General features: G+C 72.1%; 16 protein-coding genes. 4 read left to right on the forward strand and 12 right to left on the reverse strand.

The features are described 5' to 3' along the window. Window positions 1–28 precede the first annotated feature (28 nt). From D1350_RS05345 to mca, 3 genes are read right to left on the reverse strand one after another with little or no spacing between them, the layout of a single operon-like run. Window positions 29–856 carry a carbon-nitrogen hydrolase family protein gene (locus D1350_RS05345; protein ID WP_240643892.1) on the reverse strand — a complete coding sequence of 276 codons (828 nt, stop codon included), beginning with the start codon at window positions 854–856 and terminating at the stop codon, window positions 29–31. Beyond that, complete coding sequence (locus tag D1350_RS23580; protein WP_164545014.1) at window positions 849–1,271, reverse strand: hypothetical protein; 423 nt, start codon at window positions 1,269–1,271, stop codon at window positions 849–851. Before D1350_RS23580 ends, D1350_RS05345 begins: the two co-directional genes overlap by 8 nt. Next, a complete protein-coding gene (gene mca / locus D1350_RS05350) occupies window positions 1,268–2,227 on the reverse strand; it encodes a mycothiol conjugate amidase Mca (RefSeq protein WP_240643893.1) in 960 nt (319 codons plus the stop codon). Before mca ends, D1350_RS23580 begins: the two co-directional genes overlap by 4 nt. Before the next feature lie 59 nt (window positions 2,228–2,286). Here mca and D1350_RS05355 point away from each other — a divergent pair, with 59 nt between their 5' ends. Continuing rightward, window positions 2,287–2,724: a DUF4307 domain-containing protein gene (locus D1350_RS05355; protein ID WP_125774587.1), complete on the forward strand. Its 438-nt coding sequence runs from the start codon at window positions 2,287–2,289 to the stop codon at window positions 2,722–2,724. Between the two features lie 140 nt (window positions 2,725–2,864). Beyond that, complete coding sequence (greA, locus tag D1350_RS05360; protein WP_125774589.1) at window positions 2,865–3,347, forward strand: transcription elongation factor GreA; 483 nt, start codon at window positions 2,865–2,867, stop codon at window positions 3,345–3,347. Window positions 3,348–3,440: 93 nt separating this feature from the next. Here greA and D1350_RS05365 read toward each other — a convergent pair whose 3' ends face one another. From D1350_RS05365 to D1350_RS05385, 5 genes are all read right to left on the reverse strand, one after another. Next, the gene (locus tag D1350_RS05365) at window positions 3,441–4,772 is read right to left on the reverse strand and encodes an RNA polymerase sigma factor (RefSeq protein WP_125774591.1); all 1,332 of its coding nucleotides are present in this window, start codon (window positions 4,770–4,772) and stop codon (window positions 3,441–3,443) included. Between the two features lie 28 nt (window positions 4,773–4,800). After that, a complete protein-coding gene (locus D1350_RS05370) occupies window positions 4,801–5,139 on the reverse strand; it encodes a YciI family protein (RefSeq protein ID WP_125774593.1) in 339 nt (112 codons plus the stop codon). 96 nt (window positions 5,140–5,235) lie between these two features. Continuing rightward, on the reverse strand, window positions 5,236–6,489 hold the full coding sequence (ilvA, locus tag D1350_RS05375; RefSeq protein WP_125774595.1) for a threonine ammonia-lyase: 1,254 nt from the start codon (window positions 6,487–6,489) through the stop codon (window positions 5,236–5,238). A 48-nt stretch (window positions 6,490–6,537) separates the two neighbouring features. Next, window positions 6,538–7,896: an AI-2E family transporter gene (locus D1350_RS05380; protein ID WP_338068138.1), complete on the reverse strand. Its 1,359-nt coding sequence runs from the start codon at window positions 7,894–7,896 to the stop codon at window positions 6,538–6,540. Window positions 7,897–8,002: 106 nt separating this feature from the next. Further along, window positions 8,003–9,238 carry a cystathionine gamma-synthase gene (locus D1350_RS05385; protein ID WP_125774597.1) on the reverse strand — a complete coding sequence of 412 codons (1,236 nt, stop codon included), beginning with the start codon at window positions 9,236–9,238 and terminating at the stop codon, window positions 8,003–8,005. A 195-nt stretch (window positions 9,239–9,433) separates the two neighbouring features. On the opposite strand from D1350_RS05385, the gene msrA reads away from it, so the two are divergent. Both msrA and D1350_RS05395 read left to right on the forward strand, forming a co-directional pair. Further along, entirely contained in the window at window positions 9,434–10,105 is a 672-nt protein-coding gene (gene msrA, locus D1350_RS05390) for a peptide-methionine (S)-S-oxide reductase MsrA (RefSeq protein ID WP_125774599.1), read from the forward strand. A 47-nt stretch (window positions 10,106–10,152) separates the two neighbouring features. Then, window positions 10,153–10,752 carry a pentapeptide repeat-containing protein gene (locus D1350_RS05395; RefSeq protein ID WP_125774601.1) on the forward strand — a complete coding sequence of 200 codons (600 nt, stop codon included), beginning with the start codon at window positions 10,153–10,155 and terminating at the stop codon, window positions 10,750–10,752. Window positions 10,753–10,798: 46 nt separating this feature from the next. On the opposite strand, the gene D1350_RS05400 is transcribed toward D1350_RS05395, so the two are convergent. From D1350_RS05400 to D1350_RS05415, 4 genes are all read right to left on the reverse strand, one after another. After that, window positions 10,799–11,914: an ABC transporter permease gene (locus tag D1350_RS05400; protein ID WP_164545034.1), complete on the reverse strand. Its 1,116-nt coding sequence runs from the start codon at window positions 11,912–11,914 to the stop codon at window positions 10,799–10,801. A gap of 74 nt (window positions 11,915–11,988) precedes the next feature. Continuing rightward, window positions 11,989–12,666, reverse strand: a complete 678-nt coding sequence (locus D1350_RS05405) for an ABC transporter ATP-binding protein (protein ID WP_125774605.1) — start codon at window positions 12,664–12,666, stop codon at window positions 11,989–11,991. Further along, entirely contained in the window at window positions 12,663–13,907 is a 1,245-nt protein-coding gene (locus D1350_RS05410) for a peptidoglycan-binding domain-containing protein (RefSeq protein ID WP_164545035.1), read from the reverse strand. Before D1350_RS05410 ends, D1350_RS05405 begins: the two co-directional genes overlap by 4 nt. A 110-nt stretch (window positions 13,908–14,017) precedes the next feature. Continuing rightward, on the reverse strand, window positions 14,018–14,836 hold the full coding sequence (locus D1350_RS05415; RefSeq protein ID WP_125774608.1) for a hypothetical protein: 819 nt from the start codon (window positions 14,834–14,836) through the stop codon (window positions 14,018–14,020). Between the last annotated feature and the right edge of the window lie 12 nt (window positions 14,837–14,848).

Raw genomic sequence — 14,848 nt, forward strand, 5'->3', positions numbered from 1 at the left:
CGGCGCGCGGAGGCGCCCGGAGGCGCCTCTACCGCGGGGCCACCGTGTAGCGGCGGTTCGCGAGCGAGGGGTTCGCCTCGCGCGCGGCCGCCACGCCGGCCGGGTCGAGGTCGACGGTCCGCACGTCGGCCGCCTCGCCCAGCTCCAGCCCGACGACGCCGTCCGGTCCCACGAGCAGCGACCGTCCCGTGACGCCCTTGCCGGCCATGCCGACGCCGATCGTGATGGCGGTGTTCTCGATCGCGCGCGCCCGGAGCAGTGTGTGCCAGTGGTCGGCCTTGAGCGGGCCGGCGACCCAGGCGGCCGGGTAGAGCAGCACGTCCGCCCCGGCGTCGACCGCCCGGCGCGCCGACTCCGGGAAGCGCAGGTCGTAGCACGTGAGCACCCCGAACGTGAGCCCGCCCAGGCGCAGCGTGAGCGGGGGCGCGTCCACCGGGCCGGGCTCGAGCCGGTCCGACTCTCGCGTCCCGAACGCGTCGTACAGGTGCACCTTGCGGTACACGCCCGCGAGCTCCCCTGCGGAGTCCACGGCGACCATCGCGTTGACCGCACGGTCGCCCGCACCCGGCAGCGTGGTCCCTGCGACCACCGCGACGCCGTGCCGACGCGCGAGGCTCCGCAGCGTGCTGACGAACGGGCCGTCGAGCGGCTCCGCGTGCTCCCGGCCCACCCCACGCCGGTCGTAGCCGGACGCGTACTCCGGGAGCACCAGCAGGTCTGCCGACAGCCGTGCCGCCTCGCGGAACGTGCCCGCGACAGCCTCAAGGTTGGCGGCGTGGTCGTCGGACACCTCCAGCTGGCCCACGGTCACGCGCACGGAACCCTCCGGGCCCCCGTCGCCGCGCTGCTCAGTCACCCGAGCCGCTCCCGCTGTCGCTGCCCGACGACGACCCCCCGCCGTCCCCCGGCGCACGACCGCCGGAGGACGACGGCGAGCCACCGCCGTCTGACGGGCCGCCGCCGGGCGCGCCGCCGGAGGGCGCACCGCCACCGGGCGCACCGCCCGGGGGCCCGTAGGCCGGGCCGTCCTCGCGGCGGAACCCGATGCCCTTGTTCTCCTCGACCGGCAGGCCCTGCTCCTGGGCGTTCCGCCGTGCCGCCCGCAGGTGCTTGGTGAACGACATGAAGAGCAGCACGCACGCGCCCGCGACGGCGAACGTGACCAGGAAGCCGACGAGGCCCGGCGAGACGTCCGTCTCCTCCAGGCCAGGCCGCATGCCGCCGCTGGGCGACGGTGACGGCACCGAGGCGGCGAGCAGCCAGCGGATCATGCGGGCACCTCGTCGTTCACGCGGATGCCTGCGAACAGGTCATCCTCCAGCTCACCCTCCCCCAGCGGGGGCAGCGCGACGCGGGACTCGGCGAGCTCGAACTCCTCCCAGGGCCACACGTCGACCTCGAGGTCGCGGGGGACCGCGAAGAAGAAGCCCTCCGGGTCGATCTGCGTGGCGTGCGCGGTGAGCGCCGCGTCCCGCTGCGCGAAGAACTTCGCGACGGCGACGCGGGTGGTCACCTGGCGCTCCGGGATCTCGCGCGCCGTGCGCGACTCCACCCACTCGCCGAACGGCGACTCGAGGCCGGCGCCCTCCATGGCCTCGTGGACCGCACGGATCCGCGCCATGGAGAAGCCGTGGTCGTAGTAGAGCTTGAGCGGCTCCCACGCCTCGCCGGTGCCCGGGTAGCGCTCGGGGTCGCCGGCGGAGCGGAACGCCTCCATCGACACCTCGTGGCACTTGATGTGGTCCGGGTGCGGGTAGCCGCCGGACGGGTCGTACGTGGTCATCACGTGAGGACGGAACGCGCGCACCAGCTCGACGAGCGGCCGGGCCGCGTCCTCGATCGGGACGAGGGCGAAGCAGCCCTCGGGCAGCGGGGGCAGCGGGTCGCCCTCCGGCAGGCCGGAGTCGACGAAGCCGAGCCACGTCTGCCGCACGCCGAGCGCCGCCGCCGCGGCGGCCATCTCGTCGCGGCGGAGCGCCGACATGCCCTCGGGCGTGTCGAGGCCGGCGTGGGCCGAGGCGTCGAAGCTCGGGTTCAGGATGTCGCCCCGTTCCCCGCCGGTGCACGTCACGACCAGGACCTCGACCCCCTCTGCCACGTACCGGGCCATGGTCGCGGCCCCCTTGCTGGACTCGTCGTCAGGGTGCGCGTGCACGGCCATCAGACGCAGCGGCTCGCGCTGTGCTGCGGACACCGTTTCCTCCGTGTGGGTCAGGGTGTGAGTCATGGTGTAGGTCATGGTGCGGGTGGAGCCAGGCAGCCTGTGGGCTCAGGGACAATGGAACCATGAGCCACCCACAGGACCCGTCTGCCGAGGTCGCTGCCGACGAGTACCTGGCAGAGCGCTACGGCGCCCGCCGGCCGGGCGCCCGGCGCCTCGGCACGGGTGCCCGCGTGGCGATCGTGGCCGCCCTCGTGGCCGCCGTGGCCGTGGCCGCCTGGTTCGCGGTGGTGCAGCAGCAACGGGACCCGGTGTCGTTCACCGACGTGGGGTTCTCGGTGGTGAGCGCGGAGCAGGTCGACGTCACGTTCCGGGTGAGCATGCCGCCCGGCATGGAGGCGACCTGCTTGATCACCGCCATGAACACCGCCCACGCCCAGGTCGGTGCGCTGGACGTCGTCGTAGGCCCGTCCGACGCCCGCACCACGCAGTACACGGTCACCGTCCGCACCACCGAGGAAGCGACCACCGGCATCGTCGACAGCTGTACGGCCACGTCCTGACGGGTATTCACCGGGCATTTGGTATCCTAAGAGATTCACACGCAGTGTTGAACGGCGGACGCGCGTGCCCACCGCACCGTCGGCGTCGCACGTGCGTCGCCACTTGTCGCTCGAACGAGCACCACGAAAGGAGAGCCCCCGTGGCCGATGCCTCTGTCACCTGGCTCACCCAGGAAGCGCACGACCGGCTCAAGGCCGAGCTGGAGCACCTGTCCGGTCCCTATCGGACCGAGATCGCCGAGCGCATCGCCGCCGCCCGCGACGAGGGTGACCTCAAGGAGAACGGCGGCTACCACGCCGCCCGCGAGGAGCAGGCCAAGAACGAGGCCCGCGTCCGTGAGCTCACCGAGAAGCTGCGTCACGTCCAGATCGGCACGCCGCCCGACGACGGCACGGTCGAGCCCGGCATGGTGGTCACCGCGCTGGTGGCCGGCGACGAGATGACGTTCCTCCTGGGCTCCCGTGAGATGGCAGGCACCACGGAGATGGACGTGTTCTCGCCGACGTCGCCTCTCGGCGCCGCCATCAACGGCAAGTCCCTGGGCGACAAGACCACGTACACGGCCCCGAACGGCCGCGAGATCGACGTGGAGATCACCGGCGCGAAGCCGTTCCAGGGCTGACGTCCCCCACTCGAGCGCCGCGGGTATGGCTGTGGCGGGAACCCGGCTCCGGGTTCCCGCCACAGCCATACCCGCAGCGCTCGCCACAGGTACTCAGGTGACCTCCGCCAGCCTGCGCTCCAGCAGCCGGCGGTCGCCCTCCCGGTCCACGAGCGCCAGCGCGCGGCGGTACCCGGCGGCGGCCTCGGAAGCCCGCCCGGACCGGCGCAGCAGGTCGGCACGCACCGCCGGGAGCAGGTAGTACGCCGCGAGCTCAGGGGCGTCGGCGAGCAGGTCCACCTCGATCAGGCCTGCCTCAGGACCCCGCAGCATCGCCACTGCGACGGCACGGTTGAGCGCCACCACGGGCGACGGCGTCATCCCCACCAGCACGTCGTAGAGCGCCGCGATCTCCGCCCAGTCCGTCTGGTCCGCCGTCGCCGCCCTGGCATGCAGCGCGGCCACGGCCGCCTGCACCTGATACGGTCCCGGCCGGCGGGCGGCGAGGGCCTCGTCCAGCACCGCCAGGCCCTCCGCGATCTCGTCGTGGCGCCACAGCGCCCGGTCCTGCTCCTCGAGCGTCCGCGGGACCCCGGTCCCCGTCAGCCGCGCCCCGCGCCGGGCGTGCTGGAGCACCAGCAGCGCGAGCAGCCCGCGGGCCTCCGGCTCGTCGGGCAGCAGCCGCGCGACGAGCCGGGCGATCCGCACGGCGTCGTCGGCCAGCGCGCGGCGCGCCACGTCCCCGGCGGCCTCGTCGGCCGGCTCCGCCCACGCGTCGTAACCCTCCGTGAACAGCACGTAGAGGACCGCGAGGACCGCGGACACCCGCTCGCGCAGGAGCTCGACGGGTGGCACCCTGAACGAGATGCCCGTGTCCCGGATCCTGCGCCTGGCCCGGGTCAGCCGCTGCGCCATCGTCGTCTCGGGCACCAGGAACGCCCTCGCCACCTGCGCGGTCGTCATGCCCGTGAGCGAGCGGAGCGTGAGCGCCACCCGGCCCTCGAGCGGCAGCGCCGGGTGGCAGCACGCGAAGACCAGGCGCAGCAGGTCACCGTCGCCGTCGTCGTCCCTGTGCCCCGGCCACGCCGTGCCGTCCGCCGCGTCGGCGACGGCGCGGCCCACCGGGTCCGTGCCGCCCGCCGTGGCCCCCGTCTCGTCCACCCGCTCCGCGAGCCGGGCGGCAGCGGCCACCTTCTCGGACTCGACCCGACGCCGCCGCAGGCGGTCGAGCGCATGGTTCCGGGCGGTGGTGGTGAGCCAGGCGCCCGGCCGGTCCGGGACGCCGTCCCTGGTCCACGCGCGCAGCGCCGTCGCGAACGCCTCCTGCGCACACTCCTCCGCGAGCTCGAGGTCGCCAGTGCTGCGGGCCACCGCCGCCAGGACCCGCCCCCACTCGGCGCGGAACGCCTCGGTGACGGCGGTCCCGACGTCGGCGCCCGCCGTCACCGCGTGCCGCCGCCCGGGCGGGACGGCGTCACTCGCCCTCCTCGAACGGCCAGAAGGGCCGCAGCTCGATCGCCCCGTGGTACGCCATGGGATGCCCCGCGGCGATCGCGATGGCCTCGTCCAGGTCGGCCGCCTCGAGCACGTCGAAGCCGAACACCTGCTCCTTCGTCTCGGCGAACGGGCCGTCGGTCACCAGCACCTCGCCGCCCCGGACCCGGACGCCGACCGCGTCCTCCTGGGGCCGCACGCGGTCACCGAGGATGCGCGCTCCGCTCGCGTCGTGCTTGCTCACCCACTCCTCGACGTCGGGCGCGGGACCGCCGTCCGGCTCGTCCGGCGCGGACACGACCAGCATCAGGTACCTCATGGTGCTCTCCCTCCCGGGGCGGTCCCCGGTGTCATCGTCGCGCGGCCGGTCGGCCGCGTCATCCGGACGACGAACGGGACCGGCCCCGCACGACACCTAGGACGTGACGACGTCGAAGTCGGCGTTCCGGAGCCGCTCCACCACCGCCGCGCAGTGCTCGGGCCCCTTGGTCTCCAGCCGGATGTTCACGGACACCTCGGACACCGCGAGCGACACGTCGGTGCGCGTGTGGTCCACGTGGACGATGTTGGCGCCGGACGCGGCGATGGTCTCCACGAGGCCGGCCAGCGCGCCCGGCTTGTCGACGAGCCGCACACGGAGCTGCAGGTAGCGTCCCGCGGCGACCAGGCCGTGCTGCACCAGGCGGAGCAGGACCAGCGGGTCGACGTTGCCGCCCGAGAGCACGGCCACCACCGGCCCCTTCAGCTCGCCGGGCGCTGCGGCGAGCAGGCCGGCGACCCCCGCCGCACCCGCCGGCTCCACGACCAGCTTGCTGCGCTCGAGCACCGAGAGCAGCGCCCGGGAGAGCTGGTCCTCCGTGACGGTGCGGACCTCGACCCCCTGGGATCGCACGATCGCGAACGGCACGTCTCCCGGGGTACCGACGGCGATCCCGTCGGCCATCGTGGGACGCAGCCGGGCCGTGCGCGGGCGGCCGGCCGCGAGCGACTCGGGGTATGCCGCCGCCTCCACGGCCTGCACCCCGATCACGCGCACGTGGGGCGCGACCTCGCCCAGCACCGCGGCGATCCCCGCGACGAGGCCGCCGCCGCCGAGCGGGACGACCACCGTGGCGACGTCGGGCACCTGCTCGAGGATCTCCAGCGCGACGGTGCCCTGGCCCGCCACGATGTCCGCATGGTCGAACGGGTGGATGAGGATCCGGCCCGACCGCGCCGCCTCGACCCGCGCCGCGGCGAGCGCGTCGTCCACGCTCGACCCGACCAGCCGGACGTCGGCACCGTACCCACGCGTCGCCGCCACCTTCGGCAGGGCCGCGTCCACGGGCATGTACACGACGGCGTCGATGCCCAGCATCCCCGCCGCGAGGGCGACACCCTGCGCGTGGTTGCCCGCGCTCGCCGCGACCACACCGCGCGCCCGCTCCTCCGGCGACAGGTGGGACAGCCGCACGTACGCCCCGCGCACCTTGAACGACCCGGCGCGCTGCAGGTTCTCGCACTTGAGGAAGACCCGGGCCCCGGTGATCGTCGTGAGGGCACGGCTCTCCTGCACCGGGGTGCGGGTGATCACCCCATCGAGGAGGCGCGCAGCCGCGCGGACGTCGTCGAGCGAGACGGAGGGCAGGACGGGCGGGATCGCCGCCGGAGTCTGTGGCACAGCGGGCATCGTGCCCGACGACGGCCCCACATGCACGTCCAGCCTCCGAACCCGAGGTCAGTGCTGCGGGCCACCGGGGTCGTTGACCTCGTCGATGGCCTGCTCGACGGCCACGCCGTCGTCCGTGCCGCCGGCCTCCGTGCCAGCCGTCGCTCCAGCCGTCGCGGGGCGCCGGCGCTGGGCCAGCGCGGCCTGCGCGGCAGCGGGGCCGCCGCGGAGGCGGAGCCGCAGGGGCGGCGCGTCGGCCGGCCGCCATCGCAGCGGCAGCCGGTCGTCCGTCCCGAGCTCGGGGAACTTGTCGTGGCCGTGGAGGTAGAGGATCACCGTGTTCAGCAGGGCCGCGAGCGGCACGGCGAACAGAGCGCCGATGATGCCCGCCGCGAGGCTGCCCGCCGCCACCACGAGGATCACCGCTACGGGGTGCAGCGACACGGCCTGGCCCATGAGGAACGGCTGGAGCACGTGGCCCTCGATCTGCTGCACGAGGAGCACGACGCCGAGCATGATGAGCGCCGCCACCCAGCCGTTGGCGACCAGCACCACGACAACGGCGACGGAGCCGGTCACGATGGCACCGACGACGGGGACGAACGAACCGACGAACACGAGCACCGCGATGGGCAGCGCGAGGCTGGGCACGAAGAACGCCGAGCCGATGCCGATGCCCACGCCGTCCACGAACGCCACGAGGATCTGCGTGCGCACGTAGGCCGACAGGGTGACGATCCCGCGCCGACCCGCCTGGTGCACGCGCTCGCGAGAGCCGAGCGGCAGAAGGTTGACGAGCCAGGCCCAGATCCCGCGCCCGTCGTGCAGGAAGAAGAACGTGCAGAAGAGCGCGATGAGGGCTCCGACCAGCACGTGGCCGACCGTCGTGGCCGCGCCCAGGGCGCCGGTGATGATGGCGCTCTGCTGCGACTCGAGCTGGCTCAGCAGCTCGTCGCCGTAGTCGGACAGGTCGACCTGGAAGCGCTCGTTGACCCAGCTGATCAGCTCGTTCACGCCCGCGACGGCCTGGTCGCTCAGGTCGGCGAAACCGCCGGCGATCGAGCGGCCCGACAGCGTGATGAGCCCCGCGACGATCAGGATCAGGGAGAGCAGGGACAGACCTGACGACCCACCGCGGCCGACGCGCAGGTGCTTCTGGTACCAGCGCCGCATCGGGGTCAGGAGGACGGCGAGCAGCATCGCGACGGCCACCGGTACCACGATCGTCTTGAGCGCGGCGAGGAGCCAGACGCCCGCGGCGACGAAGACACCGATGAGGAGGATGCGCCAGGCCCAGCCCGCCGCGGCCTGCACGGAGTAGGGCACAGCGGCGCGCGCCCGCGCCGAAGCGTCGGCGCGGACGTCCTGCGGGGCTGCGGGGCCGGCGGGCGGCGACGGGGCGGTCTCCGGTCCAGAGTTCTCGGTCACGAGCCTCACCCTAGGTGAGACCTCCGACGCTGATCCTCCTGGACACACCCGGGACCGCCCCTGAGCCGACCCTGATGTTTCCCCGATCCGCCGCCCCCCGACCGGGTCAGCGCAGTGCCTGCTCCAGGTCCGCGATCAGGTCGTCCACGTCCTCGATACCGACCGACAACCGCACCAGGTCGTCCGGGACCTCGAGCGCCGAACCGGCCACCGACGCGTGCGTCATGCGGCCCGGGTGCTCCACGAGCGACTCGACGCCGCCCAGCGACTCGGCCAGCGTGAAGACGCGGGTCCGCGCGCAGACGTCGAGCGCCGCGGCCTCGGACCCCACGCGGAAGGAGATCATCCCGCCGAAGTCGCGCATCTGCCGCTTCGCCAGCTCGTGCCCCGGGTGGGAGGCGAGCCCGGGGTAGATCACCTGCGTGACCCGGGGGTGCGCGTCGAGGAACTCCGCCACGCGTGCGGCGTTGCGCGAGTGCCGGTCCATGCGGACCGCGAGGGTCTTCAGGCCGCGCAGGGTGAGCCAGGCGTCGAACGGTCCGGCGACCGCACCGGAGGCGTTCTGGTGGAACATGACCGCGTCGGCCACGGTCGTCGACCCGTCGGGCGCCTCCAGGCCGCCCGGCAGAGACACGCCGTCCGGCACCGCGAGGGCGCCCCCGACGACGTCGCTGTGCCCGCCCACGTACTTGGTGGTCGAGTGGACCACCACGTCGGCGCCCAGCGCGAGGGGCTGCTGCAGGTACGGCGTCGCAAACGTGTTGTCGACCACGAGGAGCGCGCCGGCTGCGTGCGCGACCTCCGCGAGCGCCGTGATGTCGCTGATGCCGAGGAGCGGGTTGGTCGGCGTCTCGACCCACACGACCTTGGTGCGGCCCGGGACGATCGCCGCCTCCGCGGCCGCCAGGTCGGTCAGGTCCGCGGGCGTGTGGTCGATGCCCCACGGGCCGAACACGCGGGCGATCAGCCGGTAGGAGCCGCCGTACGCGTCGTCCGGGAGGACCACGTGGTCTCCCGGGCGCAGCACGGCCCGGAGCAGGGTGTCTTCCGCGGCCAGACCGGACGAGAAGGCGAAGCCGCGCACCTGGGCGGGCTCGCCGACGGTCCGGTCGGTCGTGGGCGGCGTCTCCGCCGCAGCGATCGCCGACTCGAGGGCCGTGCGCGTCGGGTTGGCCGAGCGGGAGTACTCGTACCCGCCCCGCAGGCCGCCCACCCCGTCCTGCTTGTAGGTGGAGGTCAGGTAGACCGGCGGGATGACCGCGCCGGTGGTGGGGTCGGGATCCTGACCGGCGTGGATGGCGCGGGTCGAGAATCCGGCATGGGTCCAGTCGTGATGGGTCACCGACTCAGCCTAGTTCGGCCGGGCGACCTCGGCGTCCGGGCTGCGATGCCGCTCACCTATAAGCCGCTCACCTATAAGCATTGTGGAGCAGGAGCGAACAATGCTTATACGTGGATCAGTCGCGTGGAACAGCCCGCCACGGATGGCTGTTGACGTCCGTGGGTGCGCACCAGGCGCCCGCAAAGGAGGAAAGAGATGTCGTTCTTCGAGCAGTTCTTCGGGTCGTCCGCCAAGACCAGCATGGTCGAGCCCGACGAGGCCCTGCCGGGCCGCGAGTCCCCGGTGCTGCAAACCCCGCGCCCGCACACGGTGCTCGGCACGTCGATCACCGGGCCGTGGGCGCCCGGGACGCGCGTGCTGTACCTGGCGATGGGCTGCTTCTGGGGCGCGGAGGAGATCTACTGGCAGGTCCCGGGAGTGGTGAGCACCGCCGTCGGCTACATGGGCGGCACGACGCCGAACCCCACCTACGAGGAGGTGTGCACCGCCCGCACGGGGCACACCGAGACCGCGCTCGTGGCCTACGACCCGAAGCAGGTCACCGAGGAGGAGCTCCTCCGGATCTTCTGGGAGCGCCACGACCCGACCCAGGGCTTCCGCCAGGGCAACGACGTGGGGACGCAGTACCGCTCGGCGGTCTACTGGACCACGCCCGAGCAGGCCGAGGCGGTCCAGGACACCCTGAACCGCTACGCCGAGGTGCTGAGCGCCAAGTGCTACGACGCGATCACCACGGAGCTGCGCCCTGCCGCCGAGGCCGGACCGTTCTACTACGCCGAGGACTACCACCAGCAGTACCTCGACAAGAACCCGAACGGCTACCGCTGCCACGCCACGACGGGCGTCCCGTTCCCAGCCGCCGTCTGACGTCCCGTCGCCGTCCGGCTGTCGGAGGCTCCCGCTAGGGTCGCACCATGCAGCGACCCAGCACCACGACGACGGTCTCCGGCGAGGACTGGTACGGGCGGGACCTCTCCGGCGAGGCGCACGAGGCCACGCTGTTCGTCGACGTGGACCTCATGGAGGCCACCGGTACGGGCGCCACGTTCGACGGGTGCGTGTTCCGCGGTGTCCAGCTGAACGCCGCGGTGCTGAAGGAGTGCGCGTTCACGGCCTGCCTGTTCGACCGCTGCGTCTTCTTCGACGCCACGTTCGAGCGGTGCAAGCTCGTGGGCTCCACGTTCACCGCCTGCACCTTCGACCTCCTCAAGGTCGAGGGCGGCAACTGGTCCTTCGTGAACCTCGGCCGCGCGGAGCTCGGTTCCGCGCGGTTCGAGGGTGTGCGGCTGCGCGAGGCGGACCTCAGCGACCTCCGGGCGCACGGGGGCGTGCTGAACGGGTGCGACCTGTCCGGCGCCGCCCTCGAGGGCGCCGACCTCTCGGCCGCCGACCTCCGCGGGAGCGACCTCACGTCGCTCGACCCCCGCACGGCCAACCTGACCGGCGCAGTCGTGGACCAGGGCCAGGCGATCGGTATCGCCGAGGCGCTGGGCCTGGTGGTCCGGCCGGACTGAGCGCCAGCCGGCGAAGGCGGCCCTGGTTGCCCGGTCTGGCTACCGGTCAGTCGGCGCGCAAGGCGAGGGCGGGGCTGATGCGAGAGGCCCGAAGAGCCGGGTACACGGAGGCGACGAGACCGACGACGAGACCGAGTACCGGCCCGGCAGCCACCATCCAGGGCTCGAGCACCACGTCCCACCGGTTGATCAGCCCTGTCACGACGACGGTCACCGAAGCAACGGCGGCGCCGACAAGTCCGCCGAGCGCGCCGACGAACGCGCCCTCGGTGAGGAAGACGGCTGCGATACCTCGAGCAGGAGTACCGAGGGCGCGGCGCAGTCCGATCTCTGCCGTGCGAGCGGTCACCGCGACGACCATGGAGTTTGCGATGAGCAGCACCGTCAGCGCGAGCAGGATGGATCCGGTCCATGCCGCAAGCCTGTCGAGCTGGGTGTTGACGCCACGTCGGAGAGACTCGACAGAGACGACGGGAGACACCTCCAGCCGCTGGGGCGCGTCGGGCCGGACCGCAGTCGCTGCTACGCGCGCGATCTGCGCCCCGGCTCCAGGTTCCGTACGAGCGAGCAGAGTGGCCTCGGCGTCGGTCCCCGTATAAGCCACTGCCTGGGCATACGGAATGGCGACAGCTCTCTCCAAGCTGGCGGGGCCACCGGGTTCGATGAAACCGACCACGTCGTGCGCGACGCCATCGACCCAGACACGCAACCCGCCCGGGTCCGCCGTGACGGGGATGCCGAGATCGGCGGCGGCGGTGACGCCGACATAGGCCACACGCAGATCAGGCGAGTCAAGCATCCACAGGTGGTCGCTGTCGACAGCGCGGGCCGTGCGCAGGTATCCGGAGGTCACCCCGACCACTGGGACGGACGATCGGATCTGGGCTGCACGCGGGTCCGCAGTCCGAGTCACGAGGACAGAAGCAATCTCTGAGACGTTGAGCCGCGCCCCTGCCGCCTCGACCATGGTCACGGCCTCCAGGCGATCTGAGGCATCATCGGGGAGCGTCACTGGCGGCCCACCCGGCTCAGGGACGACCGTGAGGCTCACAAGATCCAGGGTAGAAGCAGCGATGTCCGCGTTGATCTGCGTCGCCGCCGTGGTCGCGATACCCACCGCAGCGATCAACGACCCGACGCTCAAGCCCACAGCGGCGACCATGAGCAGCGCCCGTGCCCGGCGGGAGCTCGTCTCGGTGACCACGTCCGCCACCAGGTCGCGGAGCACCCTCATTGTCATCTAGGTCCTGCCTCAGTGATCTTGCCGTCGACCAGGACACAGGTCCGGTCGGCCCACGCAGCGGTGCGCGAGTCGTGCGTGATGACCACGACCGCGACCCCCGCCGCTGCCTGCTCGGCGAACAGATCGAGGACCTGCTCGGTGTTGGAGTCGTCCAGGTTGCCCGAGGGCTCGTCCGCGAGCAGCACTCGTGGCCGAGACACGACAGCCCGAGCGACGGCCAGTCGCTGTTTCTCACCACCCGAGAGAAGGCGCCCAGGCGCGTCCGCTCGGTGGGTGAGACCGACCCGGCCCAGCACACCCTCGACAAGCTCGCGCCTCTCCCCGTGCGGCACCCCGGAGATCGCCAGGCGGAGCCACACGTTCTCACGGACCGTCCGGTGCCCCAGCACGTGCGACTCCTGAAACACGAACCCGAGCGACCTCGCCCGAAACGCATCTCTGGATGCACCGCTCAGGTCGCCGGTATCGGTGCCCAACAGTCGATACGTGCCCTCGGTCGGCTCGTCAAGCAGTCCCAGGACATTCAGGAGCGTCGACTTCCCGGAGCCGGACCGCCCCAGAATGGCGACCGACTCTCCCTCCGCGACCTTCAGATCCACCCCGGCCAGTGCGTAGACCGGTGGGTGGGTAGGGTACGTCTTGACGACTCCTGCCAACTCGAGGATGTTCATCCCTCACTCAGCCCGGCGTCACCCGACACGACAACCGTCGCGCCAGCCTCGATGCCGCGCACGACGGCGAAGCCATTCCCCTGGCCCACCAGCTCGACGGGAACCCGCGTCCCGTCCGTCAGCACGACGAACAGACCCTCGGGCCCGTCCCGGAGCGCGAGCAATGGAACGGCCGGCCCTGACGCAACAGCAGGCGGGACCGTCCCCGCCTCCACAACCAGCGTCGCGCCCTCCCCGAACGGCACCTGACCGGTGAACGCGATCGTCACGTCGTGCCCCGAGATGCTCGGCACGGTCTCCGCATCCGGGTGCCGGAACTCACTGACAACGCTCACCGTGCCCTCGGCGGCCAGACCTGAGTCGGTGATCGCGTGCGCGCGCACCGGTCCACCTACCGGATACGACTCCTTGCCCGCCACCCCCACCCGCACGGTGACCGACGGCGTACCCGACCGCACCTCCGCGAACGCCGCGCCCTCCCCGAGCACAGTGCCCACAGGTGCCGCTGTCATCACGAGGGGCGCCCCGGCGAGGGGCACGATCTCGGCGCGAAGGAGCGGTGTCATAGCCGCCTCGCGCGCCCTCCCGAGTGCCTCCTGTGCTTCAGCCACCCCCTTGCGGGCGTCCTCTATGGCGCCCCGCCGCGCCGCCGCCGCCACGGGGGAGCTGTCGTCCGCTGGAGCCGCCTCAGCGTCCGCCAGGCCCTCGCGGGCTTCGTCCAGCACGTCCTGTGCGTCCTCGACAGCCTGCGTCGGCTCCGCCCCTTGCGACGGTGGGCGATATCCGACCTTGTCGAACAGCCGGTCCACTGCGGCAGCCGTGGCCGGTCCGTACACGCCGTCAGGGGAGCCCGAGAAATGTCCGAGACCGGCCAGCGCCTCCTGGACGGCACGTACGTCGGTACCTTCCGACCCAGGAGTCAGATCACGGTAGAGCGCAAAGGGCAGCGCGAGAGCGATGACAGGACGCCCCGACACCTCCGCCAGCACCTCGCCGCTGCTTACCACGTCACCGGGCTTGCGGGTTTGTACGGTCACCACGGCCTCACCCTCGGTGTGGGCCGTCAGCGCCGTCGTCGTACCCGCAGAGAAGGTGCCTTGAGCCGAGAAACTCTCTGCCCCGAGCTCTCGCTCCTCGACGACCGCCGTTACCACGGGCTCGCGGTTCGAGTTCGCCACCGCCCTGTCCCAGGGCGACCCGACGAGGAGCCCGACGACGAACGCGGCCACTATCCCGGCCACCGAACCACCCGCTGTCAACCAGATCCAGCGTGAACGACGCACACCGCTCCTTCGTCAAAACGTGGTCAGGCGGGTTGCCCACCTGAAGACAACCCGCCTGACCACGAGGGTCACGGAACCTCGAACACCTCGGGATGAGCGTCAATGTACGCCTTGGCCCGCTCGCGGAGGTCCGCGATCTCCTGGCCCGCCGCCGCAACTTCTCGAGGGTAGTTCTGGAGGACCTCCACCTGGCTCGCCGCCTCGATCTCGGCGAGGCGGCGTGTGAAGTCAAGGCTCTCCTTGCATCTGACGGACGCGATCGCCAACGATATCTGCTCGGCATCGATCCGGGTGGGGTCAGCACCGGCCGGCCATTCGGGCACCTGCTGGTGCACGCCCAGTCCCTGGTCTTCGTGGCATGCGCCGAGCTCTGCGAAGAGGTTCGTCACCTCGGGGCTCTCGTACAGGTCGTCAGCCGCGGCCCAGAGCTCTTCGGCCCATGGCCCCTCAGGGCTCGGCGCGAACTGTCGCGCCTCCTCGGTCTCATGGCATGCCTCGACGACGGCGGACTCCTCCTCGGTCAGCTGAGAGTTCATTGCGGCGACCTCTGCGTTGTTGAGGAGCGAGGGCTCGCCGTAGTCCTCGCCGACCACACCGTTCGCCCGCAGGTCGGCATCCGGCATCGGCGAGACGAATCCGAACTTCTCAGCCTGGGCCATCGTCCACGGTCCGGCGTACTTCTCGGAGTCGTAGACCGGTTGGTCCACCCACCGCCCCACCATGAAGGTCACACCCTGTTGCTTGGCGCACACCGCCGCCGCGGCCGTCCTCGCGACACGGAACACCTCCGCATCGCGCATGCTCGTGGAGAACCGGTCGTACGGGAGGATCACCGCTCCGGTCTTCTCGTCCAGTACGACAGAATCGTCGATGGTGGACGACTCCACCGGCGGTGCCGA

Origin of the sequence: Antribacter gilvus (genome assembly GCF_003946865.1) — a bacterium.
GTDB lineage: Bacteria > Actinomycetota > Actinomycetes > Actinomycetales > Cellulomonadaceae > Antribacter > Antribacter gilvus.